Annotated in this window: 24 protein-coding genes; 18 read left to right on the forward strand and 6 right to left on the reverse strand. The window is 52.8% G+C overall.

What is annotated here, in order from left to right:
- Positions 1-160 precede the first annotated feature (160 nt).
- From accD to hisP, 10 genes are all read left to right on the forward strand, one after another.
- Positions 161-1,078: an acetyl-CoA carboxylase, carboxyltransferase subunit beta gene (gene accD, locus M2403_RS10415; RefSeq protein ID WP_152324394.1), complete on the forward strand. Its 918-nt coding sequence runs from the start codon at positions 161-163 to the stop codon at positions 1,076-1,078.
- Between the two features lie 171 nt (positions 1,079-1,249).
- Complete coding sequence (gene folC, locus M2403_RS10420) at positions 1,250-2,536, forward strand: bifunctional tetrahydrofolate synthase/dihydrofolate synthase (protein WP_259229096.1); 1,287 nt, start codon at positions 1,250-1,252, stop codon at positions 2,534-2,536.
- Positions 2,526-3,332, forward strand: coding sequence for a cell division protein DedD (gene dedD, locus M2403_RS10425; protein ID WP_208950891.1), 807 nt, complete (start codon positions 2,526-2,528; stop codon positions 3,330-3,332). The genes folC and dedD overlap by 11 nt, the downstream gene beginning before the upstream one ends.
- 271 nt (positions 3,333-3,603) lie before the next feature.
- Positions 3,604-4,095 (forward strand): colicin V production protein, encoded by a 492-nt coding sequence (gene cvpA, locus M2403_RS10430; protein WP_104921249.1) that lies wholly within the window; start codon positions 3,604-3,606, stop codon positions 4,093-4,095.
- 30 nt (positions 4,096-4,125) lie between these two features.
- A complete protein-coding gene (gene purF / locus M2403_RS10435) occupies positions 4,126-5,643 on the forward strand; it encodes an amidophosphoribosyltransferase (RefSeq protein WP_152324391.1) in 1,518 nt (505 codons plus the stop codon).
- A 129-nt stretch (positions 5,644-5,772) separates the two neighbouring features.
- Positions 5,773-6,345, forward strand: coding sequence for a UbiX family flavin prenyltransferase (locus M2403_RS10440; protein ID WP_152324390.1), 573 nt, complete (start codon positions 5,773-5,775; stop codon positions 6,343-6,345).
- A 322-nt stretch (positions 6,346-6,667) separates the two neighbouring features.
- The gene (argT, locus tag M2403_RS10445; protein WP_101076128.1) at positions 6,668-7,450 is read left to right on the forward strand and encodes a lysine/arginine/ornithine ABC transporter substrate-binding protein ArgT; all 783 of its coding nucleotides are present in this window, start codon (positions 6,668-6,670) and stop codon (positions 7,448-7,450) included.
- Between the two features lie 105 nt (positions 7,451-7,555).
- Positions 7,556-8,242 carry a histidine ABC transporter permease HisQ gene (locus M2403_RS10450; protein WP_152324389.1) on the forward strand — a complete coding sequence of 229 codons (687 nt, stop codon included), beginning with the start codon at positions 7,556-7,558 and terminating at the stop codon, positions 8,240-8,242.
- Positions 8,239-8,955: an ABC transporter permease gene (locus M2403_RS10455; RefSeq protein ID WP_152324388.1), complete on the forward strand. Its 717-nt coding sequence runs from the start codon at positions 8,239-8,241 to the stop codon at positions 8,953-8,955. Before M2403_RS10450 ends, M2403_RS10455 begins: the two co-directional genes overlap by 4 nt.
- 29 nt (positions 8,956-8,984) lie before the next feature.
- Positions 8,985-9,758, forward strand: a complete 774-nt coding sequence (gene hisP, locus M2403_RS10460; RefSeq protein ID WP_152324387.1) for a histidine ABC transporter ATP-binding protein HisP — start codon at positions 8,985-8,987, stop codon at positions 9,756-9,758.
- Positions 9,759-9,830: 72 nt separating this feature from the next.
- Here hisP and pepT read toward each other — a convergent pair whose 3' ends face one another.
- Positions 9,831-11,063 (reverse strand): peptidase T, encoded by a 1,233-nt coding sequence (gene pepT, locus M2403_RS10465; protein WP_259229098.1) that lies wholly within the window; start codon positions 11,061-11,063, stop codon positions 9,831-9,833.
- A 159-nt stretch (positions 11,064-11,222) separates the two neighbouring features.
- On the opposite strand from pepT, the gene M2403_RS10470 reads away from it, so the two are divergent.
- Positions 11,223-12,818 carry an ABC transporter substrate-binding protein gene (locus tag M2403_RS10470; protein WP_259229099.1) on the forward strand — a complete coding sequence of 532 codons (1,596 nt, stop codon included), beginning with the start codon at positions 11,223-11,225 and terminating at the stop codon, positions 12,816-12,818.
- 92 nt (positions 12,819-12,910) lie between these two features.
- Here the strand turns inward: M2403_RS10470 and M2403_RS10475 are convergent, their stop codons facing one another.
- Positions 12,911-13,807, reverse strand: coding sequence for a TIGR01777 family oxidoreductase (locus tag M2403_RS10475; protein WP_259229100.1), 897 nt, complete (start codon positions 13,805-13,807; stop codon positions 12,911-12,913).
- 150 nt (positions 13,808-13,957) lie between these two features.
- Positions 13,958-14,587 (reverse strand): GSH-dependent disulfide bond oxidoreductase, encoded by a 630-nt coding sequence (gene yfcG, locus M2403_RS10480; protein ID WP_152324383.1) that lies wholly within the window; start codon positions 14,585-14,587, stop codon positions 13,958-13,960.
- Positions 14,588-14,902: 315 nt separating this feature from the next.
- Here yfcG and yfcD point away from each other — a divergent pair, with 315 nt between their 5' ends.
- Entirely contained in the window at positions 14,903-15,520 is a 618-nt protein-coding gene (gene yfcD / locus M2403_RS10485; protein WP_165058308.1) for an NUDIX hydrolase YfcD, read from the forward strand.
- A 38-nt stretch (positions 15,521-15,558) separates the two neighbouring features.
- On the opposite strand, the gene M2403_RS10490 is transcribed toward yfcD, so the two are convergent.
- Positions 15,559-16,575 (reverse strand): LacI family DNA-binding transcriptional regulator, encoded by a 1,017-nt coding sequence (locus tag M2403_RS10490; protein ID WP_259229101.1) that lies wholly within the window; start codon positions 16,573-16,575, stop codon positions 15,559-15,561.
- A 351-nt stretch (positions 16,576-16,926) separates the two neighbouring features.
- Here M2403_RS10490 and M2403_RS10495 point away from each other — a divergent pair, with 351 nt between their 5' ends.
- The 5 genes from M2403_RS10495 (at position 16,927) to M2403_RS10515 (ending at position 21,102) form a co-directional block, all read left to right on the forward strand.
- Positions 16,927-17,370, forward strand: coding sequence for a PTS sugar transporter subunit IIA (locus M2403_RS10495; protein WP_152324380.1), 444 nt, complete (start codon positions 16,927-16,929; stop codon positions 17,368-17,370).
- A gap of 139 nt (positions 17,371-17,509) precedes the next feature.
- A complete protein-coding gene (locus M2403_RS10500) occupies positions 17,510-17,791 on the forward strand; it encodes a PTS sugar transporter subunit IIB (protein ID WP_013574575.1) in 282 nt (93 codons plus the stop codon).
- Between the two features lie 50 nt (positions 17,792-17,841).
- Positions 17,842-19,218: a PTS ascorbate transporter subunit IIC gene (locus M2403_RS10505; protein WP_165058307.1), complete on the forward strand. Its 1,377-nt coding sequence runs from the start codon at positions 17,842-17,844 to the stop codon at positions 19,216-19,218.
- Positions 19,219-19,322: 104 nt separating this feature from the next.
- Positions 19,323-20,156, forward strand: a complete 834-nt coding sequence (locus tag M2403_RS10510; protein WP_152324378.1) for a transketolase — start codon at positions 19,323-19,325, stop codon at positions 20,154-20,156.
- Complete coding sequence (locus M2403_RS10515) at positions 20,149-21,102, forward strand: transketolase family protein (protein ID WP_259229102.1); 954 nt, start codon at positions 20,149-20,151, stop codon at positions 21,100-21,102. Before M2403_RS10510 ends, M2403_RS10515 begins: the two co-directional genes overlap by 8 nt.
- A gap of 64 nt (positions 21,103-21,166) precedes the next feature.
- Here the strand turns inward: M2403_RS10515 and pta are convergent, their stop codons facing one another.
- Together pta and ackA are read right to left on the reverse strand one after the other, a co-directional pair.
- Positions 21,167-23,311, reverse strand: coding sequence for a phosphate acetyltransferase (gene pta / locus M2403_RS10520; protein WP_193333090.1), 2,145 nt, complete (start codon positions 23,309-23,311; stop codon positions 21,167-21,169).
- 189 nt (positions 23,312-23,500) lie between these two features.
- The gene (ackA, locus tag M2403_RS10525) at positions 23,501-24,703 is read right to left on the reverse strand and encodes an acetate kinase (RefSeq protein WP_152324375.1); all 1,203 of its coding nucleotides are present in this window, start codon (positions 24,701-24,703) and stop codon (positions 23,501-23,503) included.
- 519 nt (positions 24,704-25,222) lie between these two features.
- On the opposite strand from ackA, the gene yfbV reads away from it, so the two are divergent.
- A complete protein-coding gene (gene yfbV, locus M2403_RS10530) occupies positions 25,223-25,678 on the forward strand; it encodes a terminus macrodomain insulation protein YfbV (protein ID WP_104921265.1) in 456 nt (151 codons plus the stop codon).
- Positions 25,679-25,704: the final 26 nt, after the last annotated feature.

Genomic DNA, 25,704 nt, shown 5'->3' on the forward strand with positions numbered 1-25,704 from the left:
CGACAATTTATGGTCTGTTCCTGCGAACAACCCTTCTGCAATGCGGTGTGTGAGGTTTTTTGACACTCCGTGCGCAGGCGTATTTGGGTAGGTTTCAGGGGACTTGTTACAGCATGAACAGCGGACTGGCTTCGGCCGGGTTCAAACAGAAAGGTTATCGATGAGCTGGATTGAACGAATTCTTAGTAAGAGCACTGACTCGCAAACCCGTAAGGCAAGTATTCCTGAGGGCGTCTGGACTAAATGTGACAGCTGCGGGCAGGTTCTTTACCGCGCCGAGCTTGAGCGCAACCTCATGGTTTGCCCTAAGTGTGACCACCATATGCGTCTTACCGCGCGTATGCGTCTGTCCACTTTCATGGACGAGGGTAGTGAGGTTGAATTAGGCAGCGAGCTTGAGCCTAAAGATGTTCTGAAGTTTAAAGATTCCAAAAAATACAAAGATCGTCTGGTTGCTGCACAGAAAGAAACCAACGAAAAAGACGCCCTGATCGTCATGAAAGGCACGCTGTTCGGTATGCCAATCGTGGTAGCTTCTTTTGAATTTGCCTTCATGGGCGGTTCAATGGCGTCGGTGGTGGGGGCTCGCTTTGTGCGTGCCGTTGAACAGGCGATGGAAGATAACTGCCCGCTGGTATGCTTCTCTGCCAGTGGCGGTGCGCGTATGCAGGAAGCGCTGATGTCGCTGATGCAGATGGCGAAAACCAGCGCCGCATTGGCGAAATTGCAGGAACGCGGTCTGCCGTACATTTCTGTACTGACTGACCCGACCATGGGTGGCGTTTCTGCCAGCCTGGCAATGCTGGGCGACATCAACGTCGCTGAGCCGAAAGCGCTGATCGGTTTCGCCGGTCCACGTGTTATCGAGCAAACAGTTCGTGAAAAGCTGCCGCCGGGCTTCCAGCGCAGTGAATTCCTGATTGAGAAAGGCGCGATTGATATGATCGTGCGTCGTCCGGATATGCGCGCCAAACTCGGCAGCGTTCTGGCGAAACTGACCGGGCACCCGGAGCCGAATGTGGTTGACGTCCATGTTCCTGTCAACGGTTCTGCCGCTGACCATCATCAGGATGCCTGATCGGACGAGGTAAAAGCCGGTCAGTTTTCGGGCGGTAACCTGCTTTATGCCGCCCGGCACCTCCTGGCTGTGCTTTTACTCTTCGTCAGTTCTGACAAAGAGGGCATTGCCTGCTATCACAGTCTGGTGATGTAGTGTCGAAGTGAACCTAACTCAGGTTGAACGGGACTCATGCAAAATCAACTTATCCCTCAAGCCACGTCGCCTTTGGCCACGTGGCTTTATTATCTTGAAAACCTCCATTCTCAGGCTATCGAGCTTGGCCTTGACCGGGTCAAAGCGGTGGCGACAAAACTTGATTTGCTGACACCTGCGCCACGCGTCTTTACCGTCGCAGGAACCAACGGCAAAGGCACCACCTGTGCGACGCTGGAAGCCATTCTGATGGCCGCGGGTTACCGTGTGGGCGTTTACAGTTCCCCGCACCTTGTCCGCTATACCGAGCGCGTCCGTATTCAGGGCGCAGAGTTGCCTGAGTCTGCGCACTGTGCCTCTTTTGCGCTGCTGGAAGCCGGGCGGGGCGATATTTCCCTGACCTATTTCGAGTACGGCACGCTGTCGGCGTTACAGCTGTTCAAACAGGCGAAGCTGGATATTGTTATCCTCGAAGTCGGGCTGGGCGGGCGTCTGGATGCGACCAATATCGTTGATGCGGACGTATCGGTCGTCACCAGCATCGCGCTGGATCATACTGACTGGCTCGGCTCAGATCGCGAGAGCATTGGCCGCGAGAAAGCCGGTATTTTCCGTTCAGGCAAACCAGCCGTAGTCGGTGAGCCGGATATGCCGCTATCTATTGCCAATGTGGCAAAAGAGAAACATGCAGATTTATACCGCCGGGGTGAGAGCTGGAATTTCGCGGCAAACGCCGGAAACTGGCGCTGGGAGGCTTTGCAGGATGGCGAAGAAGTCACCATACTGGACGGATTGCCGCTGCCGAATGTTCCGCTGCCGAATGCCGCGACGGCACTGGCCGCGTTGCATTATTCGACGCTGGATATTCCTGAAGAGGCGTTACGCAGCGGCTTACAGCGTGCTGCGCTGCCGGGGCGTTTCCAGACGGTCAGTGAATCGCCACGCCTGATCCTTGACGTCGCGCACAACCCGCACGCCGCGGCTTATCTGGCCGGACGCCTGGCTGAACAGCCGCGCCATGGCGGGAAAGTGCGTGCGGTGGTGGGAATGTTGAAAGACAAAGATATTGCCGGTACGCTGGCTTGTCTTTCGCCTCAGGTGGATGAATGGTATTGCGCACCGCTGGAAGGGCCACGTGGCGCCAGCGTTGAAGAACTGGCCTCGCACCTGCATCAGGCGCGCCGGTTTGATGATGTGGAGTCTGCCTGGAGACAGGCTATGCAGGAGGCGGCTCCTCAGGATATTGTGATTGTCTGCGGTTCGTTCCACACCGTAGCTCACGTAATGGATGCTATCGACACGGGGAAAACCAGTGGCAAGTAAGTTTCAAAATCGTCTGGTCGGGACGGTCATTCTGGTGGCGCTGGGCGTTATCATTTTGCCCGGTTTACTCGACGGCAAGAAAAAGCATTATGAAGACGAATTTGCGTCTATTCCATTGGTGCCAAAACCGGGTGATGTTGAGGAACAGGATTCTGTACCGCCTGTCACGCAGTCATTGCCCGCTCAGCCGCCGGAAGGCGCAAATCAGGCTATGAACGGTGCGCAGGACATCGACAGTGCGGCAACCAATACCAATGCCGCTAATCATGGCAACGTAGCGCCGGGGAATACGACGGTCGAAGCACCGCCGGTCACGACGCTGCCTGAGCAGAAGAAACCGGTGCAAACGGCGCCAGCAAAACCTGTTCAGCAGAAGCCAAAAACGATTGAACCTAAACCGCTGGCGGAAGCCAAACCGGTGGTGAAACCAAAACCGGTCGAACAGCCGAAGCCGGTCGAGCAACCGAAGGTCGTCGCTGAACAGCCGAAACCGGTTGAACAACCGAAAGCCGTGGAACAGCCTAAGCCTGCGCCGGAAGAAAAAGCGCCGGCGGGTCAGTCTTATGTTGTGCAGCTCGGCGCATTGAAAAATGCGGCGAAAGCGACCGAGATTGTTGCGACTCTGCGGCTTTCCGGGTTCCGTGCTTATTCTGTTCCGGCGACGCCGGTGCAGGGACAAATCACGCGGCTTTATGTGGGCCCGGATGCGTCAAAACAAAAACTGGAAGCTTCACTCCCTCAGCTGCAACAGCTCAGCGGGTTAGGCGGACAGGTGCGCGCTTATTCGGCGCACTAATCTTGCGGTTCCCCGTGAGAGCGGGGAGGCCGGAAGGCACTAAAAACACAAAAAATACCAGGGAGGGCACAAGCGATTTGTGCCCTTTTTCTATAAGATCGCCGGGTTGGGATTTTATAGGTTTATGCTGCGGTTGAGGTTTTTTTAATCGCTATTATTAATTTGTCTGACCGGCTGATTTCCGCTACGCAAACGTTTTCTTTTTCTGTTAGAATTCGCTGCGATTTGGATGCCGGGGTAGACGCGACTGGATTAGACACTGGAATTGTTAATGGTCTGGATTGATTACGTCATCATTGCGGTTATCGGATTTTCTGCTTTAGTCAGTTTAATCCGTGGCTTTGTTCGCGAGGCTTTATCACTGGTTACCTGGGCTTGCGCCTTCTTTGTAGCCAGTCATTATTACCCGTATCTCGCCATCTACTTCACGCGTTTCGAAGATGAGTTAGTTCGAAACGGGATCGCAATTGCCATCTTGTTCATCGCGACGTTGATCGTAGGTGCAATTGTCAACTATGTGATCAGTTCACTGGTTGAAAAAACCGGGTTGTCCGGCACTGACAGGGTGTTAGGTGTGTGCTTCGGCGCACTGCGCGGCGTACTTATCGTCTCCGCGATGCTGTTCTTCCTGGATACCTTCACCAGTTTTTCGCAAAGTGACGACTGGAAACAATCCCAGTTGATCCCACAGTTCAGTTATATCATCAGGTGGTTCTTTGACTACCTGCAGAGCACGTCGAGTTTCTTGCCAAAACATATTTAGTTCTGGCAGCGCTGAAGAGGAAAAGACAACATGTGCGGTATTGTCGGTATCGCCGGTTTCATGCCGGTAAACCAGTCGATTTATGACGCGTTAACGGTGCTACAACACCGTGGGCAGGATGCTGCTGGCATCACCACCATCGATGCCAATAACAATTTCCGTTTACGGAAAGCCAATGGCCTGGTGAAAGATGTTTTTGAAGCCCGCCATATGCAACGCTTACAAGGCAACATGGGTATCGGCCATGTTCGCTATCCAACGGCTGGCAGTTCCAGTGCCTCAGAAGCTCAACCTTTCTACGTCAACTCTCCGTTCGGCATCACACTCGCCCACAACGGTAACCTGACCAATGCTCACGAATTGAGAAGCAACCTGTTCGAAGGCCAGCGCCGTCATGTGAACACGACTTCCGATTCTGAAATCCTGCTCAATATCCTGGCGAGTGAACTGGACCGTTTCCAGCATTACCCGCTGGAAGCCGACAACATTTTCGCCGCTGTGGCTGCCGTGAACCTGAAAATTCGTGGTGCTTATGCCTGCGTGGCGATGATCATCGGCCATGGTATGCTGGCGTTCCGCGACCCGCACGGTATCCGTCCGCTGGTTATCGGTAAACGTACGCTGGAAGATGGCCGCAACGAGTATATGGTCGCATCTGAAAGCGTAGCGCTTGATACGCTGGGCTTCGAGTTCCTGCGTGACGTCGCGCCGGGCGAAGCGGTGTACATCACCGAGAAAGGCCAGCTGTTTACCCGCATGTGTGCTGAGAATCCTCAGTACAATCCGTGCCTGTTCGAGTATGTGTATTTCGCGCGTCCGGACTCCTTCATCGACAAAATTTCCGTCTACAGCGCCCGTGTCCGTATGGGTGAAAAGCTGGGCGCAAAAATTGCCCGTGAATGGGAAGATCTGGATATCGATGTGGTCATTCCGATCCCGGAAACCTCATGCGATATCGCGCTGGAAATCGCGCGTATTCTGGATAAACCGTACCGTCAGGGTTTTGTGAAAAACCGCTATGTAGGCCGTACCTTTATCATGCCGGGCCAGCAGGAACGCCGTAAATCTGTACGTCGTAAACTGAACGCTAACCGCGCTGAGTTCCGTGATAAAAACGTGCTGCTGGTCGATGACTCCATCGTGCGCGGCACCACCTCTCAGCAAATTGTTGAGATGGCGCGTGAAGCCGGTGCACGACGTGTTTATCTGGCCTCTGCGGCGCCGGAAATTCGTTTCCCGAACGTTTACGGCATCGATATGCCAAGCGCAAATGAACTGATTGCCCATGGTCGCGAAGTCAGCGAAATCAACCAGATCATTGGTGCCGATGCGTTAATCTTCCAGGACCTGAGCGACCTTATCGCCGCAGTGAAAGAAGACAATACCGACATCGAGAAATTCGAATGTTCCGTGTTCGACGGTGTATACGTCACCAAAGACGTTGACCAGAACTATCTGGAATACCTCGAAGCGCTGCGCAACGACGACGCTCAGGCGTTGCGTGGTCAGCAGGAAGCGGAAAACCTTGAGATGCACAACGAAGGCTGATTAGCCGGTTGCTGACATCCGCTTAAACGCGCTCCTCCGGTGAACTCCGGGCGGGCGCGTTTTTTTATGTCTGAATTTATGTCAGTATTGGCGGCATCAGGTCCGGTAACATTTTCTAAGGCAGTGTTCATGAAACGACTTATTGTCGGTATTTCCGGCGCCAGCGGCGCAATTTATGGTGTCAGGCTTTTGCAGGTTTTGCAGAGCGTGCCGGATATTGAAACCCATCTGGTGATGAGCAATGCCGCCCGCCAGACGCTGACGCTGGAAACGGATCTGACACTGCGCGATGTTCAGGCGCTGGCCGACGTCGTGCATGATTCCCGCGATATCGCCGCCAGTATCTCCTCCGGCTCATTTAAAACCACGGGCATGGTGATTTTGCCTTGTTCGGTCAAAACCCTTTCCGGCATTGTGAACAGTTATACCGACGGTTTACTGACGCGCGCGGCGGATGTTGTGCTCAAGGAAAGGCGACGCCTTGTACTTTGCGTGCGTGAAACCCCGCTGCATCTGGGGCATTTACGGCTGATGACGCAGGCCGCCGAGCTGGGCGCGATTATTATGCCGCCGGTTCCGGCGTTTTATCACCGGCCGGCAACCGTGGAAGATATTATCGATCAGACCGTCAACCGGGTGATCGACCAGTTTGATATCGAGCTTCCGCAAGACTTATTTGTTCGATGGCAGGGCAGTCACTAAACTTTCTCACCGCGTTACGCACCTCTTTTGCGCAATACCGTTACATTGCACCAACAATGATCACAATTTGATTCATTAAGGTGCAGTGTTCACGGGCGCTTCAGCTATTCTTCCTTCAGACCTTTGAAAACTTTCATTATCCCGATGCTTTTTTGAACGGTTTTCGTTCTTCATGAGATGAAAATGACCTTACGGAGAAACGGCACGGAACGTGCATGAGAAAACCTGGCAAAAAGCCATTTGCGCCGTTCAGCAAACTATAAAAAGACGTTCATTCACGCACACACAACCACAACAGATGAATAATCACTGAGGCTAATGTATGAAAAAGTTGTTCAAGGTTCTTCCGCTGGTTCTGGTCTTAGCCAGTGCAGGTAGTGCATTTGCTGCCGCGCCTAAAGCAATTAATATCGGTACTGATCCGACTTACGCCCCATTTGAATCAAAAGACTCCAGCGGCAAGCTGGTAGGTTTTGATATCGACCTGGCTAACGAGATGTGTAAACGCGCAGCCATCAAATGTACTTACGTTGAAAGTGACTTTGATGCGCTGATCCCTTCTCTGAAAGCGAAGAAAATTGATGCGATTATCTCTTCCCTGTCGATCACTGAAAAACGTCAGCAGGAAATTGATTTCACGGAAAAACTGTACGCGGCTAACGCCCGTCTGATCGCGCCAAAAGGTTCTAAAATTCTGCCAACGCTGGACGCGCTGAAAGGCAAAAACGTCGGTGTTCTGCAAGGTTCTACTCAGGAAGCCTATGCCAACGCAATGTGGCAGCCAAAAGGCATCAACGTGGTGGCTTACCAGAACCAGGATCTGATCTACGCTGATCTGGCCTCAGGTCGTCTGGATGTGGCTTTCCAGGATGAAGTGGCAGGCAGCGAAGGCTTCCTGAAACAGGCTGCCGGTAAAGATTACGCGTTCGCGGGTCCTTCCGTGAAAGACGATAAATTCTTCGGTGTGGGCACAGGCATGGGTCTGCGTAAGAACGAAACCGATTTGCAGGCTGCGCTAAACAAAGCATTCGACAGCATGCGTAAAGACGGTACTTACGACAAACTGGCCAAAAAATACTTCGATTTTGACGTTTACGGCGGCTGATTTGCGCTGTGAGATGTGCCAAAGGGAGCGGTTCGCCGCTCCCTGCGGTTCTGACGCAGGGTTAGCGTAACCTGCGCCGGGATCCACTGAAGACAGGACAAATACATGCTGTATGGGTATTCCCAGGTAATTATCCAGGGCACATTGGTGACACTGGAGCTGGCGATTTCGTCAGTGATTTTAGCGTTGGTGATCGGGCTTATCGGGGCTGGCGGGAAACTGTCAAAAAGCCGGGTTATTTCGGGTATTTTTGGTTGTTACACCACGCTTATTCGCGGCGTCCCTGACCTGGTTTTAATGTTGCTTATTTTCTACGGATTGCAGATTGCGCTTAACAGCCTGACTGAATCCTTAGGTTTTTCTCAGATTGATATCGATCCTATGAGCGCGGGTATTATTACCCTGGGTTTTATTTACGGCGCTTATTTTACCGAGACGTTCCGCGGTGCTTTTATGGCGGTTCCCCGCGGTCAGATTGAAGCCGCGACGGCGTTTGGTTTCAGCGGCTCGCAGATTTTTCGTCGTATTTTATTCCCGGCCATGATGCGTTTTGCGCTGCCCGGCATTGCCAACAACTGGCAGGTTATATTGAAAGCCACCGCGCTGGTGTCCCTGCTTGGCCTGAATGACGTGGTGAAAGCGACGCAGCTGGCAGGCAAAGGCACGTATCAGCCTTTCTACTTCGCGATTGTCGCGGGTGTGGTTTATCTGATTTTCACCACGCTGTCGAACGGCGTGCTGGTCTGGCTTGATCGCCGTTATTCGCTGGGTGTGAAGAGGGCGGACCTATGATCGAAATTTTACAACAATACGGCATGTCCTTGCTGTACAGCGACGGTTACCGTTTTACCGGACTGGCGATTACGCTGTGGCTGTTAATAAGCTCCGTCGTGATGGGCGGATTACTGGCGGTGCCGATGGCGGTTGGCCGCGTTTCCTCCAACAAATTCCTGCGCTATCCAATCTGGCTTTATACCTACGTTTTTCGCGGTACACCGCTTTACGTGCAGCTGCTGGTGTTTTACTCCGGCATGTACAGCCTGGAAATTGTGCGTGGCACAGACTTCCTCAATGCTTTCTTCCGCAGCGGGCTGAACTGTACGATTTTGGCGCTGACGCTCAATACCTGCGCGTACACCACCGAGATTTTTGCCGGCGCGATCCGCTCCGTTCCGCACGGTGAAATTGAAGCGGCTAATGCGTACGGTTTCTCACGCTTTAAACTGTATACCTGCATTATTTTGCCGTCGGCTCTGCGCACCGCGCTGCCTGCGTACAGTAATGAAGTGATTCTGATGCTGCATTCCACCGCGCTGGCCTTTACCGCCACGGTGCCGGATGTGCTGAAAATCGCCCGTGATATTAACTCCGCGACCTATCAGCCTTTTTACGCATTCGGGATTGCGGCGGTGATTTATCTTTGTGTTTCTTTTGTCCTGATTGGTCTGTTCCGCAAGGCGGAAAAACGCTGGCTGGCGCACGTGAAGCCTCAGTCAAGCCACTGATAAAAATAACCATTGCGGATATAAATATTATGCCAGAAAACAAATTAGCGGTTCTCGACTTACACAAACGCTACGGTGACCACGAAGTGCTGAAAGGTGTGTCTTTGTCTGCAAATGCGGGCGATGTCATCAGCATTATCGGTTCGTCCGGTTCCGGAAAAAGTACCTTTTTGCGCTGCATTAACTTCCTGGAAAAACCGAGCGAAGGTTCGATCAGCGTCAATAATCAGGATATCCGTATGGTGCGCGACACCGACGGGCAACTGAAAGTTTTCGACAAAAAACAGCTGCAACTGCTGCGCACTAAACTGACGATGGTCTTCCAGCATTTCAATTTGTGGAGCCACATGACGGTGCTGGAAAACGTGATGGAAGCGCCGGTTCAGGTGCTGGGATTAAGCAAAGCCGAAGCGCGCGAACGTGCGGTGAAATACCTCGATAAAGTGGGCATCGATGCCCGTGCGCAGGGGAAATATCCGGTAAACTTGTCAGGCGGACAGCAACAGCGCGTGTCTATCGCGCGTGCACTGGCGATGGAACCGGAAGTGCTGCTGTTCGATGAACCGACGTCAGCACTTGACCCTGAACTGGTAGGCGAAGTCTTGCGCATCATGCAAAAACTGGCGGAAGAGGGGAAAACCATGGTGGTGGTCACACACGAAATGGAATTTGCCCGTCACGTTTCCAGCCATGTGATTTTCCTGCATCAGGGCGTTATCGAAGAGCAGGGTGATCCTGATGAAGTCTTTGGCAACCCGAAAAGTGCCCGTCTGCAACAGTTCCTTTCAGGTGCATTGAAGTGATATCCGTGCTCCTTCCCCTCTCACGAGGGGAAGGCTGGGATGGCGTGTGGGTTTTTCTCAACTAAAGCAGGATCAGCCTTTCGCAGCCAACAGGCAAAGCTGTACGGTCAGTTCATAGGATTTCACAAACGAATTCACCGGCAGGAACTCATATTTCGAGTGGAAATTATGCGCGCCGGTGAAGTAGTTTGGCGTCAGCAAACCTTTCGCTGACAGCGCTGCGCCGTCGGTACCGCCGCGCATCGGGATCACTTTCGGCTCAACGCCAATCTCTTTAAGACCCGCAAAAATCAAATCAATCGCACGACGGTCTTCGCCGATGGCGCTGCTGATATTGCTGTAGGTGTCGCTGATTTCAACTGACACTTTTGCCGCCGGATATTGCGCGGCAATGTCTTTCGCGACGTCGTGAATTTTCTGCTTACGTGCAGCAAAACTGGCGCTGTCAAAATCGCGGATTGACGCGTTCAGCTTAGCCCCTTGCTGCGAGGCGCTCATGCCGTTAAACCACACATAACCTTCGCGGCCTTCGGTATTTTCCGGCGTCTCAGCGCGGTCGAAATGACTGATGAAGTCCTGTGCCATCAGCAGCGGATTCACCAGCACGCCTTTGGCGGACATCGGATGCGCGGTGACGCCGGTAAAGGTAATTTCAGCAGCAGCAGCGTTGAAGTTTTCGTATACCACTTCGCCAAGCTCGCAGCAGTCTATGGTGTAGGCGAAATCCACGTCAAAACGGGCGAGATCCAGCGCCTTTGCGCCGCGCAGGCCGATCTCTTCATCAGGGACAAACGCTACCACGATATCGCCGTATTCCTGGTCTGCGCCGAGGTTTTCCAGCAGCGTCATCACCACGGTGACGGCCGCTTTATTGTCCGCGCCGAGTACGCTGGTGCCATCACTGAAAATAATCTCCTCACCCAGATACGGTAAAATCTCAGGCCTTTCCGCAGGTCGCAGCCAGATATCCTGTTCTTTATTGAGACACAAATCATCGCCGGTGAAACGCAGCGTTTGCGGGTGAATGTCAGGGCGCAGGCCGACATCCACGGTATCAATATGCGTAATGAAACCGATGCGCGGGCCACCTTTTTTCGTGCCCGGTTTGACGGCAGTAACGGTCGCGTGTTCGTCAATCTGAATGTTTTCCAGACCGAGCTGGTGCAGCTCATCGGCCAGTAAACGCGCCATATCATGCTGCCCCGGCGTACTCGGCAGCGTAGTCGCACTGGCATCACTTTGTGACGTCACGGAGAGATAGCGGTAGAAACGTTCGGTAAGCTGTTTTGCGATTTGTGTCGACATCTTGACCTCTGAATGATCGCCAATAAGGTGTGTTGTTATAAGATTTTCATATATAACAAAGCATTACTAGGTGTTATCCAGATGTTAATCTGTTTTTGCTTTATGTTCCACGATGAAGAAGATCTAAACACTCTCCGGACAGGGAAAATAGGGAAAAGAATGAAACACAACATCTTAAAAATAAGCACAGGTTTACTGGCATTAGCCCTCACCGGCGGCGCTTCGGCGAAAACGCTGGTTTACTGCTCTGAGGGTTCGCCGGAGCAATTCAACCCGCAACTTTACACCTCGGGCACCTCGGTGGATGCCAGCGCCGTGCCGATTTACAATCGTCTGGTGGATTTCAAAACCGGCACGACGGAGCTGGTGCCAAGCCTGGCGGAAAGCTGGGATGTCAGCCCGGACGGCAAAACCTACACGTTCCATCTGCGCAAAGGCGTGAAATTCCAGAGCAGCAAACTGTTCACGCCGACCCGCGACTTTAATGCTGACGATGTTATCTTCTCGTTCATGCGTCAGAAAGACGAAAATAATCCTTACCATAAAATCTCCGGCGGCACGTATCTGAACTTCGACAGCCTGAAATTGGGTGATCTGATTGGCAGTATCGACCGGGTGGATGATTACACCTTGCGCTTCAATCTGACCCGCCCGGAAGCGCCATTTGTCGCCGATCTGGCCTGGTATTTTGCGTCTATCCTCTCGGCAGAATATGCCGATCAGATGCTGAAAGCCGGTACGCCGGAGAAGGTGGATCAGAACCCGATCGGCACCGGTCCGTTTGAGCTGGTGCAGTATCAGAAAGACACGCGCCTGCTGTACAAAGCGTTCCCGGATTACTGGCAGGGCAAATCTAAAATCGATCGTCTGGTGTACACCATCACGCCAGACGCCTCGATGCGCATGGCCAAGCTTGAGAAAAACGAATGTCAGGTGATGCCGTTCCCGAATCCGGCCGATCTTGATCGTCTGCGTGCCAACAAAGACATTAATCTGATGAGCAAATCCGGCCTGAACACCGGTTTCCTGTCGTTCAACACCCAGAAGCCACCGCTTGATAATGTGAAAGTGCGTCAGGCGCTGAGCATGGCGATCAATAAGCCGCAAATCATCGACGCTGTTTTCCACGGCACCGGAACTGTCGCCAAAACGCTGCTGCCAACGGGTGTCTGGAGTTATAACGATAAGCTGGTGGATTACGATTATTCGCCGGAGAAAGCCAAAGCCTTGCTGGCAGAAGCCGGGATGCCGAACGGTTTTGATATCGATCTGTGGGCGATGCCGGTTCAGCGTCCGTACAACCCGAACGCGCGCCGCATGGCGGAGATGATTCAGGCTGACTGGGCGAAGATTGGCGTGAAAGCGCACATCATCAGCTATGAGTGGGGCGAATATCAGACCCGTATCCGTAACGGCGAACATATGGCTGCGCTGATGGGCTGGACAACGGCCAACGGCGACCCGGATAACTTCTTCGGCCCGCTGTTTACCTGTAATGCAGCAAAAGGCGGTTCAAACTCCGCGAAATGGTGTTATCCGCCGTTCGACCAGCTGATTACCGAAGCCAAGGAAACCACCGACCATGCGAAGCGTGTCGCGCTCTACGAGCAGGCTCAGCAGATGATGCATGATCAGGCACCTGCGGTGATGATCGCGCACTCGACGATTTTCGAACCTGTACGGAAAGAAGTGAGTGGGTATGAGATTGACCCGTTTGGGAAACATGTTTTTTATCAGGTGGATGTGAAGCAGTAAAACGATCCGTGTAGTCAGCTCCTCCCCCTTTGCAGGGGGAGGAGCAACGCCAAAACGGTTTTTCTTCACATGCATGAGCAAGACTTGCCCATTCACCCCAGCAACTCCTCCAGGGCTTCTTTCAATTCCTGATGCTTAAACACAAATCCAGCTGCTTCCAGCCTGCGCGGCACGGCCCGCTGGCCTCCCAGCACCAGTACGGCGGATTCCCCCATCAGCAAACGCACTACCGGACCTGGCGCGCGCATAAACGCCGGGCGGTGCAGGACTTCACCGAGCAGGGCGCTGAACTGTTCATTGCGGGCAGGATAAGGCGAAACCATATTGAACGGGCCGGAGAGCGTTTCGTGCGTCAGCAGGAAAATGATGCCATCAATCATGTCATCGATATGGATCCACGGCATATATTGCTGGCCATCGCCCAGCGGACCGCCCAGACCGGCGCGGAAAGGCAGCACCATTTTGGCCAGCGCGCCGCCTTTTTCAGCCAGAACGATACCCGTACGCAGCAGACAAACGCGGGTGCGCGGGCTTTCGGCAGTCAGCGCGAGCGCTTCCCAGCGGGCGCACAGTTGCCAGGTAAATTGCTTATTCGGCGGTTCATCCTCCGGCACCAGCGCCTGACCCTGATCGCCGTAATAACCCACGGCGGAGCCGGAAATGAAGACCGAAGGCGGCGTCTGGCTGGCGTTGATCAGCGTCGCCAGCTTTTCCGTTAACTGCCAGCGGCTTTCGCACAGCAAGGCTTTATGCTCTTTCGTCCAGCGTTTGTCGGCGATCGGCTCGCCCGCCAGATTAATTACCGCGTCAAAATCGTCCAGCGATGTTTTGCCGTCGAGGGTTTCCCAGATCTGAACCTGTGGCCCCAGCAGTTTTGCCGCACGTTCAGGCGCACGGCTTAGCGCAGTAATCTGATGAGATTGCCCGAGAAGCCGTTCCGTGAGTTTACGGCCAATAAGCCCGGTAGCGCCGGTAATCAAGATCTTCATATCGTGATCCTTAACTGTCTGAATACGCGGATGAACTGTCTCTAATCATAGATGAGTCATCACCATTAACGCGCGATATGGAGCACAATTAGGAATTATTTATTCAGCGGAAATCAGAACGCCTCCGGCAGATACCGGAGGCGGGAAGGCTTATTGCACAGAGGCCAGCGCGTAGGCTTTTTGGGTGGCCGGACGCGCTTTAACTCGTTCAAACCAGTTGCGGACGGCCGGGTATTCAGCCAGATCAACGCGCTGACGCTCGTGCGCCACCACCCACGGATACGTGGCGATATCCGCAATGCTGTAATGGTCACCGGCGATATAGGCATTTTTTTCCAGCTGGCGGTTCAGAACGCCGTACAGACGCCGGGTTTCCTGAAGGAAACGTTCGATGGCGTAAGGCACCGGCTGCGGGGCGTAATGCGTGAAGTGATGGTTCTGGCCAAGCATCGGACCAAATCCGGCCACCTGCCAGTAGAGCCATTCCAGCGTGGATGTGCGCTCGCGCAGCTCTTTACTCAGGAATTTCCCGGTTTTTTCTGCCAGATACTGCAAAATGGCGCCGGATTCAAAAACGCTGACGGGCGCGCCGCCGTCAACAGGCTGGCTGTCGACGATGGCCGGGATTTTGTTGTTCGGGGATAGGGCGAGGAATTCAGGTTTGAACTGGTCTCCGGCGCTGATATCAATGCGGTGGAGCCGGTATTGCAGGCCACTCTCTTCAAGAAAAAGAGAAATTTTATGGCCATTGGGTGTTGGTGCATAATAAAGATCGATCATATTGCCTCCTGCGTTGTTTTAATCACTCTTGGCGATTTGCGGGGCGAAATGCGCCTATGTGTTACTGCTAATCACAAGCTTATTATCAGATTTAATAGGGTAACATAACGTGGGTAAATAGGAGTCTATGTCAGAGTTGTCTGATGGCGAACTTTGCGCCATAACTTAGCTTTTACCATGCACCAATGCATCCATGGCTATTGAAGCAACCCCGCAGACCCAGATAGAATCTCCGAACATTATCGACGTGTTGCAAAATCACTGCGCACAGACTTATTGCGCACAGACCAGCGCTTAAAAGAGAAGGTTCATCGGATGTCAGAACAAGAGCAAAACATCAGTACGGATGAATGGGTAGATATCGTCAACGAAGAAAACGAGGTCATTGCCCAGGCCAGCCGACAACAAATGCGCGCTCAGGTCCTGCGTCACCGTGCCAGCTATATTGTGGTTCATGACGGCATGGGCAATATTTTGGTTCAGCGCCGAACTGAAATTAAAGACTTCTACCCGGGCTGGCTCGATGCCACGGCCGGCGGAGTGGTACAAAGCGGTGAAAATATCCTTGATTCTGCCCGCCGTGAAGCGGAAGAAGAGCTGGGCATTGCCGGTGTTCCGTTTGCTGAACACGGGCAGTTCTACTTCGAGGAAGAGAATAAATGCCGCGTCTGGGGCGCACTATTTAGCTGCGTTTCACACGGGCCTTTCGCTTTGCAGGAAGAAGAGATTGATGCCGTCCGCTGGATGACGCCGGAAGAAATTACGGCACGCTGTGACGAATTCACCCCGGATTCCCTGAAGGCATTGTCCCTGTGGATGACGCGCAACAACGAAAAAGAACACGGTAAACCGCTGACGCGCGAACCGTCTGTGTTAGCCCCGGAAAGCGTGCACGATGAAGACAGCGCGCGCTCTGAAGGTGACGCGGAGTAAGGCCGCCGGCGGACGATGTAAAGTTGTCCGCCGCTTTTCTAGCAACTGTCCCGCTTACACAATGACGAGGCGATCGTCACTTCTTCCCATTCTTCGTCGTTAATCCTCGCCAGCAGTGCCTGCGCGGCGCGTATTCCAATTTCTTTATGCGGGATCGCTATCGTCGTCAGCGGCGGCTGGCAGACTTTGCTCACATCTGCGTTACCAAACCCGACAACGGCCAGATCGTCCGGCACTTTGATGCGACGTCGCTGACATTCGTACAGTGCGCCGCAGGCCAGATCGTCAGAAACACACACCAGTACGTCAATTTCCGGCCAGGCGAGCAGGAATTCCGGTAACTGCTGTGCACCAGTTGAGAAGCAGGCCGGTTCAGCCGCGTTAATTACGCGATGCGGCGACATGTGCGCCTTGAGCATCGCCTTGCGCCAGCCTTGCAGGTGTTGCTGGAAAATCCACTGTTCCTGATTGGCACACAGCATACCGATGTTCTGATAACCCTTTGCCACCACGGTTTGCGTGAGCTGAAACATGGCTTCAACGTAATCAATCCCAATATTCATGTCTATCGGGGAGTCAGTCAGCGCACCAATTTCAAGAACCGGAATAGTCAGATTATCCAGCCACTGACGCACGTTAGCGGAGTGTTCGACCGACAGCAAAATAGCGGCAGCCAGATTATAAGAGAGCAGGGTTTCCAGCAGCTTTTCTTCACGCTCGATCCGGTGCTGGGACTCGGCGAGCATGATCTGATATCCGGCGGGTTGCAGCACTTTTTGCAGACCGGCGAACATCTCGGCGCAACCGGATTCAGAAAGGCTCGGCACAATCATCGCAATAGTATTGGAGGACGCTGAGGCCAGCGAACTCGCGGCCTGATTGGGCAGATATCCCAGCTGACTGACCGCTTCTTCAATCTTTTCCCGCAGCTTATCGGAGACCTGTTCCGGCGTTCGCAGTGCGCGGGAAACGGTCATGCTTCCCACGCCCGCAAGCTGCGCGACATCGGCCAGCGTCACTCTTCCGGTACTGCGTCTTTTTTTGTTAATGGACATTCACGATCCTGGCTGCGCATCTTGCGCACAAATTATACCCGCAGGCATAGCGAAAAAAACAGGCCGCAGCAGGACCGGTATCGAACAGCAACCACGGCAGAATTCGGTAAATTATCGGCAATTTCCAGACAAAGTATACCGTTATTTGTGCGGCCAGCGGGCTGATGGTTCCGCAATGGGACTATTTTTGATAGCGCTATCACAGATCTCAATGATAGAAGTTTGGTAGCGCTATCTTTGTGAGTTGTATCACAGATGTTAACGCTACCGCTGAAGTAGAGTCTGGATCGTTGGTGGTGTCTGGGGGAAATTCGACCCGCCATCTTAAAAAAATAAACCGGAGCCATAACTATGCTGAATGATTGGCTGACTTCTGAGAGGATTCAGATCAGAACAGATATCACTGACTGGCGTCAGGCTGTGGAAGTGAGCGCTGAACCGTTGCTGAAAGAAGGGACGATTACGCCCGACTATCTGACGGCAATTTTTGCTCAGCGTGAAAAACTGGGACCGTATTTTGTTCTGGCACCCGGCATTGCGATGCCACATGCCAGGCCGGAAGAGGGCGCTAACGGATTAGGATTGTCTTTACTGACATTGCCGCACGGGGTGAAGTTTAATTCGGCAGATAACGACCCGGTGTATACGGTCGTGATGTTATCTGCACCCGATAAGCATAGCCATATTGAGCTTATTTCCGAACTGGCGGAATTGTTCTCCAGTGAAGAAGATATGCAGAAAATATTCCATGCCAAAGCCTTACATGAAATACAGGAAGTCATCGCCCGTTATTAATTTAGGTTAAGAGTTGTTTTAATTATTAACAGGCCGACGATTTCACTCTCAGAAAAATAGTGTTTTTCATATGCATTATCCTGCGTAGCGGATACGTGTACCCTACGCCTTTCAAAACAGATAAAAATCAGGTGAATTTATGAAGATTATGGCGATTTGCGGTTCCGGTTTAGGCAGCAGCTTTATGGTAGAAATGAATATCAAGAAAGTCCTGAAGAAATTAAACATTCAGGCCGATGTTCAGCACTCCGATTTGTCATCAGCTATCCCGGGTGAAGCGGATCTCTTTGTCATGGCGAAGGACATTGCCGCCAGTGCCAGTATTCCGGAAAACCAGCTGGTAGTCATTACGAATATTATTGATATTAATGAACTTGAAACCAAACTGATTGCGCATTTTGAAAAACACCCAGTGTCCTGACCGGCACTGAATAACCCTACAAATAAAACGAATAGACAAACGAGGTGGATATGTTTATCCAGGAAACGCTCAAGTTTGTGGTTGATATATTAAAAGTGCCTTCTGTACTGGTCGGGCTTATTGCATTAATTGGCCTGGTTGCGCAAAAGAAAAACTTTTCAGATGTCGTCAAGGGAACCGTTAAAACAATACTGGGATTTTTAGTATTGGCTGGCGGTGCCACCGTATTAGTGGGCGCATTAAATCCACTCGGCGGCATGTTTGAACATGCTTTTAATATCCAGGGTATTATTCCAAACAACGAAGCCATTGTTTCCATCGCACTTGAGAAGTTTGGTGCACCGACGGCATTAATTATGGCGTTCGGTATGGTGGCAAACCTGGTTGTGGCGCGCTTTACCCGTCTAAAATATGTGTTTCTGACCGGACATCACACGTTTTATATGGCCTGTATGATCAGCGTTATCCTGACCGTTGCCGGTTTTGAAGGGGTTGCACTGGTTTTCACCGGTTCCCTGACGCTGGGCCTGATCATGGCGTTCTTCCCGGCACTCGCGCAACGTTATATGCGTAAAATCACCGGCAGCGACGATGTGGCATTCGGCCATTTCGGCACCATCGGTTATGTTTTATCGGGCTGGATCGGCAGCAAAGTCGGCAAGGGCTCACGCTCAACCGAAGAAATGAACTTGCCTAAAAACCTCAGTTTCCTGCGTGACAGCTCAATCTCCATCTCGCTGACCATGATCATCATTTACCTGATTATGGCGGTGTTTGCCGGGCAGATTTTCGTCGAGCAAACCTACAGCGCTGGCCAGAACTATCTGGTGTACTCCATCATCATGGCGATTACCTTTGCGGCCGGTGTGTTCATCATCTTGCAAGGTGTGCGTCTGATTCTGGCTGAAATCGTTCCGGCGTTCGTCGGCTTCTCCGAAAAACTGGTGCCGAATGCCCGCCCGGCGCTGGATTGTCCGGTTGTGTATCCGTACGCGCCAAATGCTGTGCTGATTGGTTTCTTGTTCAGTTTCCTTGGGGGGCTGGTCGGACTGTTCCTGCTAGGCCAGATGCATCTGGTGCTGATCCTGCCGGGTGTTGTACCGCACTTCTTCACCGGAGCAACGGCGGGCGTGTTTGGTAACGCAACCGGTGGTCGCCGCGGCGCGATGGTCGGTGCTTTTGCCAACGGCGTGCTGATTACCTTCCTGCCGGTTCTGCTGTTGCCAGTGCTTGGCGCGCTGGGCTTTGCCAACGCGACATTCTCAGATGCGGACTTCGGCGTCATCGGCATCCTGCTGGGTAATCTGGCCCGTTTCATGTCGAAGGAAGGCATCATGGCGCTGATTGTCGGCATCTTCGCGGTACTGGTTGCCTGGAACTATCTCGGCAAAAAACCAGTGGCTGATAAAGAAGTCACTGAGAAGTAATTCCCTGCATCAATACGTTTCTTAAATCCATCCGGGAAACACGGTCCTGCCTGTTAGCAATAACAGGCCAGGATAAGTGCTCACTAAAATAAGGACCCATCAAGATGAAAGATGTCCAGGAGGTTCGTGAACTGGCCCGCCATATCCGCATCGAGACGCTGAAAATGCTGACCGGTCTGGGGTTCGGGCACTACGGCGGCAGTATGTCAGTGGTGGAAACGCTGGCTGTTTTGTACGGTGATGTGATGCGTATCGACCCGAATAAACCGGACTGGCAGGAGCGCGATTATTTCGTGCTTTCCAAAGGCCACGCGGGCCCGGCGCTTTACGCCACACTGGCGCTGAAAGGTTATTTCACGGTCAGTGAGTTGCAAACGCTGAACCAAAACGGCACCCGTTTGCCGAGCCATCCGGATCGTCTGCGCACCACGGGTGTGGATGCCACAACCGGATCACTTGGGCAGGGCGTTTCCATCGCGGCGGGCATGGCGCTTTCCCATAAACTGGCAGGCCGTTCCAACCGCGTTTTCTGCATCCTTGGCGATGGCGAACTCAACGAAGGCCAGTGCTGGGAAGCCTTCCAGTTTATAGCGCACCACAATCTGCACAACCTGACGCTGTTCATCGATTACAACAAACAGCAACTCGACGGCACACTGGACGAAGTAATTAAGCCGTTTGATCTGGCAGGAAAATTCAGTGCATTCGGGTTTGATGTTCAGACCATTAAAGGCGATGACGTGGTGGCTATCAGTGAAGCCGTTACGCCGGTTCGTCATGCAGAGCAGCGTCCGCTGGTGGTGATCCTCGACAGCATAAAAGGGCAGGGCGTGAAGTATCTCGAACAACTGGCGAACTCCCATCACCTGCGCTTAACGCCGGATGTAAAACTGGAAATTGAAAACGCTATTGCTGAGCTGGAGGCCGCCCATGTTTGAAGTCACGCTGGAATTGCAGAAAGATGCGGTTGAGATGCGTAAAGTCTATGCCAATACCGTTCGCGAGAAGATTGTCGAGAACACGCCGATTATCGCGCTGGAAGCGGATCTGATGAGCTCAATGGCAATGGACGGCGTGCATAAAGACCACCCGGAACACGTGATTAACTGCGGCATCATGGAAGCCAACGTGATTGGCGTGGCGGCCGGTTTATCGCTGACCGGACGCGTGCCGTTTGTGCATACGTTTACCGCTTTTGCCAGCCGCCGCTGTTTCGATCAGTTGTTTATGTCGCTGGATTACCAGAAGAATAACGTCAAAATCATCGCTTCGGATGCGGGCGTCAGCGCCTGCCACAATGGCGGCACGCATATGTCTTTTGAAGATATGGGCATTGTGCGCGGGCTGGCAAGCTCGGTGGTGATGGAAGTGACCGACGCGGTGATGTTCCGCAATATCCTGTTGCAGCTGATGGATCTGAAAGGGTTTTACTGGGTGCGAACTATCCGCAAACAGGCCACGCAGGTTTATAAGGAAGGTTCGACGTTCACCATCGGCAAGGCGAATCTGCTGCGCGACGGCAGTGATGTGACGCTGATTGCCAACGGTATTATGGTGGCGGAAGCGCTGAAGGCGGCAGAAATGCTGGAGCATGAAGGCGTCAGCGCCGCCGTGATCGACATGTTTACACTCAAACCTATCGATAAAGACATCATCATTCAGTACGCCGCGAAAACTGGCAAAATCGTGACCTGTGAGAACCACAGTATTCATAACGGTCTGGGATCGGCGGTAGCTGAAGTGCTGGTAGAGAATCACCCTGTACCGATGCGCCGTGTCGGTGTGAAAGAGCGTTACGGTCAGGTGGGAACACAGGAATTTTTACAGCAGGAGTATGGCCTGACGGCAGAGCATATTCTGGAAGCCGCAAAAGCGTTGCTGTAATTTCCTTTGCGCCAAAAAAAACGCCGGTCATCAAGACCGGCGTTTTACGTTCAGAGGGTTCAGCTTATTTAGCCGGAACCGCCGCTTCTGCCTGAGCAGACTGAATCGCAGTCAGGGCTACGGTGTAGACGATATCGTCAACCAGTGCGCCACGGGACAGGTCGTTAACCGGTTTGCGCATGCCCTGCAACATCGGCCCGATAGAGACCAGATCCGCAGAACGCTGTACCGCTTTATACGTGGTGTTACCGGTGTTCAGGTCAGGGAAGATGAACACGGTAGCTTTACCTGCAACCGGTGAGTTTGGTGCTTTGGATTTCGCTACGTCAGCCATGATAGCGGCGTCGTATTGCAGCGGACCATCGATGATCAGGTCAGGACGTTTTTCCTGCGCCAGACGGGTCGCTTCACGCACTTTCTCAACGTCGCTGCCTGCACCGGAGTTGCCGGTAGAGTAGGAGATCATCGCAACGCGCGGTTCGATACCGAATGCAGCCGCGGAATCCGCAGACTGGATTGCGATTTCTGACAGCTGTTCAGCCGTTGGGTCCGGGTTGATCGCGCAGTCACCGTAAACCAGAACCTGGTCAGGCAACAGCATGAAGAACACGGAAGAAACCAGTGAGCTTCCCGGTGCGGTTTTGATCAGCTGCAACGGAGGACGGATGGTGTTTGCGGTAGTGTGAACAGCACCGGAAACCAGGCCGTCAACGTTACCCTGTTCGAGCATCAGTGTGCCCAGAACCACGTTGTCTTCCAGCTGTTCGCGGGCAACCACTTCGGTCATCCCTTTGCTTTTACGCAGCTCAACCAGACGGGCAACGTATTCTTCACGCACAGCAACCGGATCAACGATTTCGATGCCTTTACCCAGCGTTACGCCCTGAGCGGCTGCAACGCGTTTGATTTCGTCAGGGTTACCCAACAAAACGCATTCCGCGATACCACGTTCAGCACACAGCGCTGCGGCTTTCACGGTACGCGGCTCGTCGCCTTCTGGCAGCACGATACGTTTGCCGGCTTTGCGAGCCAGTTCGGTCAGCTGATAACGGAAGGCCGGAGGAGACAGACGACGTGAACGCTCGGAGTGTGCGCTCAGGGAGTTAATCCAGTCAGCGTTGATGTGAGAAGCCACGTATTGTTGCAGTTTCTCAACGCGCTGATGGTCGTCCGCAGGCACTTCCAGATTGAAGCTTTGGAGGCTCAGGGAAGTCTGCCAGGTGTTGGTGTCTACCATGAAGACCGGCAGGCCAGTCTGGAAGGCACGTTCGCACAACTGGTTGATACGGTCATCAATTTCATAACCGCCGGTCAGCAGGATTGCGCCGATCTCAACGCCGTTCATTGCGGCCAGACACGCGGAAACCAGCACGTCAGGACGGTCTGCGGACGTCACCAGCAGGGAACCCGGACGGAAATGTTCCAGCATATGAGGAATGCTGCGTGCGCAGAACGTCACGGACTTCACGCGGCGGGTTTTGACATCACCTTCGTTGATGATGCGGGCATTCAGGTGTTTCGCCATGTCGATTGCGCGGGTGGCAATCAGCTCGAAGCTCCAAGGAATGCAACCCAGAACCGGCAGCGGGCTGTTGGCAAACAGCTGAGTCGGATCAACGTTGGCAACGCTGGCTTTGGTGGAATCATCGAAGATTTCAGACAGGTCAGGGCGTGTACGACCCTGATCGTCAACCGGTGCGTTCAGTTTGTTGATGATAACGCCGGTGATGTTTTTGTTTTTGCTGCCGCCGAAGCTGCTGCGCGCCAGTTCGATGCGCTCTTTCAGCTGTGCCGGAGAATCGTTACCCAGTGCCAGAACGAAGACGATTTCTGCGTTCAGGGTTTTGGCGATTTCATAGTTCAGGGCGTTCGCGAACTGGTGCTTACGCGTAGGAACCAGGCCTTCAACCAGAACGACTTCAGCGTCTTTGGTGTTTTCGTGGTAACGCGCGATGATTTCTTCCATCAGCACGTCTTGCTGGTTTGAACTCAGCAAGGTTTCAACGTGGCTCATTTTCAGCGGTTCCGCTGCGGTCACGGTGGAGTTAGCACGAATGATGGTGGTGGTCTGGTCCGGAGCATCGCCGCCGGTGCGCGGTTGCGCGATAGGCTTGAAGATGCTCAGGCTGACGCCTTTTTGTTCCATGGCACGGATCACACCCAGGCTGACGCTGGTCAGACCTACGCTGGTGCCTGTGGGGATCAACATAATTGTACGGGACACGGCTAAACCTCTTTGACGGTTGCCAGGCAAGAACATTCGCAGGTTTGTGCAGAGGGGATAATGATCAGCATAAGCGCGATGATTATCCTGCGCGGTGCGTCCAAACGGGCGGCGTTTGCCTTTGATGATAATAGAAAAATGACTGCCAGCTTTCGCTGGCAGTTTAGGGTCCTTTTATGCGGTCAGGCGCGCGGCGTCTTGTGCAATGACCAGCTCTTCATTGGTTGGAATAACCAGCGCGGTACGGGTGCCTTCTTTGTTGATAGCACCGGATTTGCCAAAGCGTGCAGCCAGGTTACGCTCGTGGTCAACTTCAAAGCCCAGCAGAGCCAGTTTGTCCAGAGACAGTTCGCGAACCATTGCCGCGTTTTCGCCGATACCACCGGTGAACACGACAGCGTCCAGACGGCCTTCCATCAGTGAAGTATATGCACCGATGTATTTCGCCAGACGGTGGCAGAACACGTCCATTGCACGTTTAGCATCAGCTTTGGTGGCGTAGTTGTCTTCAACATAACGGCAGTCGCTGGTGACTTCAGTCAGGCCCAGCAGGCCGGATTCTTTGGTCAGCATTTTGTTGATTTGATCAACGCTCATGCCCAGAGAATCATGCAGGTGGAAGATGATTGCCGGGTCGATGTCACCGCTGCGGGTACCCATGACCAGACCTTCCAGCGGGGTCAGACCCATAGAAGTATCAACGCATTTACCGTTACGGATTGCGCTGACAGAACCGCCGTTACCCAGGTGGCAAGTGATCAGGTTCACTTCTTCCACTGGTTTGTTCAGCATTTTCGCGGCTTCCTGAGTCACATAGAAGTGGCTGGTGCCGTGTGCGCCGTAACGACGGATGTGGTGATCTTTATACAGGCTGTACGGCAGCGCGTAGAGGTAAGATTCTTCAGGCATGGTCTGATGGAACGCGGTGTCGAAGACAGCAACGTTTTTGTCAGCCAGTTTAGGGAAAGATTTCAGTGCTTCATCAATACCGATCAGGTGGGCCGGGTTATGCAGCGGTGCAAACGGGATAGATTCTTTGATACCCTCGATTACAGCGTCGTTGATCAGCATGGATTTAGTCAGCTTCTCGCCGCCATGAACGATGCGGTGGCCGATTGCTACCAGCTCAGCAGACAGTTCAGGTTTTTTGCTCAGAATATTGTTAACGATGAATTTCAGCGCTTCGCTGTGTGCGGCACCCGCACCTAAAGCGGCTTCTTCTTTGCCACCGTCCATTTTCCATTTAATGCGTGCTTCTGGCAGATGGAAACATTCGGCTAAACCTGAAATGTGTTCTTCACCGTTTGCAGCATCAATGATGGCAAACTTAAGGGAAGAACTACCACAGTTAAGAACCAGTACAAGCTTACTCGACATGGAAGTACCTATTTATTGTTGGTGCTGTTTAAAAAAAACAATACACGTGGTTAATAAATCGTCAGTCTGACATCAAGCGTAGCGCATAATGGCGGCGACAATTATGATTAACATCATGCCAGAGAGCCATAACAGGCATGACGATGAAAAAGCTGAAGAATCGTTGGGAGCAGATTTTTTAATCTCCCGGATAACGGTGAAACGTCCGTCCTGCAGACGAAAACGTTCCTGTTATGCCTCTTCAGAATGTTGCTAATAAGTAAAAACACTAACAAAAAATACAATAACTAATTACAAAACCACCCGACGCAAGGCACTATGCTTAATGTAGGGAGAAAACATTGCAATTTCGCGTTTCCGCCCCAACTTTATATTAACCTTGTCGGCTGAGAGGTATGCAAGGCTGCGATAGAATACCGACAGGTGCCAGCAAAAACAAAATATATTTTATCGTGGTAAACTCCAGTTTGTGTTTTACAAATATTTTTTAAATTTTATACGTGAAGTTGAGGTGCATCTATGACGAGTAAGCCAACAGGCTCCGTAGGCTGGTTTCAGGTTTTCCAGCGCGGGCAGCACTACATGAAGACATGGCCGTCAGATAAGCGTCTGGCTCCGGTATTCCCTGAGAACCGGATTTCCAGTGCCACCCGATTTGCCGTACGCGTTATGCCCGCCGTGGCCGTTTTCACGCTGAGCTGGCAAATTGCCATGGGCGGACAACTGGGCCCGGCCGTGGCGACCGCTATTTTTGCCTGTAGCCTGCCGATGCAAGGGTTGTGGTGGCTTGGCCGTCGTTCCCTGACGCCGCTGCCGCCGACGCTGATGAGCTGGTTCCACGATGTGCGCAATAAACTCGTCGAAGCCGGGCAGGCATTAGCCCCGATTGAAGGCACGCCGACATATCAGTCGCTGGCCGATGTCCTGAAGCGGGCTTTCAAGCAGCTTGATAAAACCTTTTTAGACGATCTGTAATTCTGCCCGTCCCGTCATTAACATCG

The sequence above is a fragment of the Rahnella sp. BIGb0603 genome (genome assembly GCF_024808755.1).
Lineage (GTDB): Bacteria > Pseudomonadota > Gammaproteobacteria > Enterobacterales > Enterobacteriaceae > Rahnella > Rahnella contaminans.

Excerpts from the sequence above, each read along its gene's own strand:
- M2403_RS10455 (WP_152324388.1), top strand. The coding sequence starts at position 8,239 with ATGATCGAAATTTTACAACAATACGGCATGTCCTTGCTGTACAGCGAC.
- cvpA (WP_104921249.1), top strand. The coding sequence starts at position 3,604 with ATGGTCTGGATTGATTACGTCATCATTGCGGTTATCGGATTTTCTGCT.
- M2403_RS10470 (WP_259229099.1), top strand. The coding sequence starts at position 11,223 with ATGAAACACAACATCTTAAAAATAAGCACAGGTTTACTGGCATTAGCC.
- purF (WP_152324391.1), top strand. The coding sequence starts at position 4,126 with ATGTGCGGTATTGTCGGTATCGCCGGTTTCATGCCGGTAAACCAGTCG.
- M2403_RS10515 (WP_259229102.1), top strand. The coding sequence starts at position 20,149 with ATGTTTGAAGTCACGCTGGAATTGCAGAAAGATGCGGTTGAGATGCGT.
- M2403_RS10490 (WP_259229101.1), bottom strand. The coding sequence starts at position 16,575 with ATGTCCATTAACAAAAAAAGACGCAGTACCGGAAGAGTGACGCTGGCC.
- M2403_RS10495 (WP_152324380.1), top strand. The coding sequence starts at position 16,927 with ATGCTGAATGATTGGCTGACTTCTGAGAGGATTCAGATCAGAACAGAT.
- yfbV (WP_104921265.1), top strand. The coding sequence starts at position 25,223 with ATGACGAGTAAGCCAACAGGCTCCGTAGGCTGGTTTCAGGTTTTCCAG.
- M2403_RS10450 (WP_152324389.1), top strand. The coding sequence starts at position 7,556 with ATGCTGTATGGGTATTCCCAGGTAATTATCCAGGGCACATTGGTGACA.
- pta (WP_193333090.1), bottom strand. The coding sequence starts at position 23,311 with ATGTTGATCCCCACAGGCACCAGCGTAGGTCTGACCAGCGTCAGCCTG.
- hisP (WP_152324387.1), top strand. The coding sequence starts at position 8,985 with ATGCCAGAAAACAAATTAGCGGTTCTCGACTTACACAAACGCTACGGT.
- accD (WP_152324394.1), top strand. The coding sequence starts at position 161 with ATGAGCTGGATTGAACGAATTCTTAGTAAGAGCACTGACTCGCAAACC.
- pepT (WP_259229098.1), bottom strand. The coding sequence starts at position 11,063 with ATGTCGACACAAATCGCAAAACAGCTTACCGAACGTTTCTACCGCTAT.
- folC (WP_259229096.1), top strand. The coding sequence starts at position 1,250 with ATGCAAAATCAACTTATCCCTCAAGCCACGTCGCCTTTGGCCACGTGG.
- M2403_RS10510 (WP_152324378.1), top strand. The coding sequence starts at position 19,323 with ATGAAAGATGTCCAGGAGGTTCGTGAACTGGCCCGCCATATCCGCATC.
- M2403_RS10475 (WP_259229100.1), bottom strand. The coding sequence starts at position 13,807 with ATGAAGATCTTGATTACCGGCGCTACCGGGCTTATTGGCCGTAAACTC.
- M2403_RS10440 (WP_152324390.1), top strand. The coding sequence starts at position 5,773 with ATGAAACGACTTATTGTCGGTATTTCCGGCGCCAGCGGCGCAATTTAT.
- argT (WP_101076128.1), top strand. The coding sequence starts at position 6,668 with ATGAAAAAGTTGTTCAAGGTTCTTCCGCTGGTTCTGGTCTTAGCCAGT.
- M2403_RS10505 (WP_165058307.1), top strand. The coding sequence starts at position 17,842 with ATGTTTATCCAGGAAACGCTCAAGTTTGTGGTTGATATATTAAAAGTG.
- M2403_RS10500 (WP_013574575.1), top strand. The coding sequence starts at position 17,510 with ATGAAGATTATGGCGATTTGCGGTTCCGGTTTAGGCAGCAGCTTTATG.
- ackA (WP_152324375.1), bottom strand. The coding sequence starts at position 24,703 with ATGTCGAGTAAGCTTGTACTGGTTCTTAACTGTGGTAGTTCTTCCCTT.
- yfcD (WP_165058308.1), top strand. The coding sequence starts at position 14,903 with ATGTCAGAACAAGAGCAAAACATCAGTACGGATGAATGGGTAGATATC.
- yfcG (WP_152324383.1), bottom strand. The coding sequence starts at position 14,587 with ATGATCGATCTTTATTATGCACCAACACCCAATGGCCATAAAATTTCT.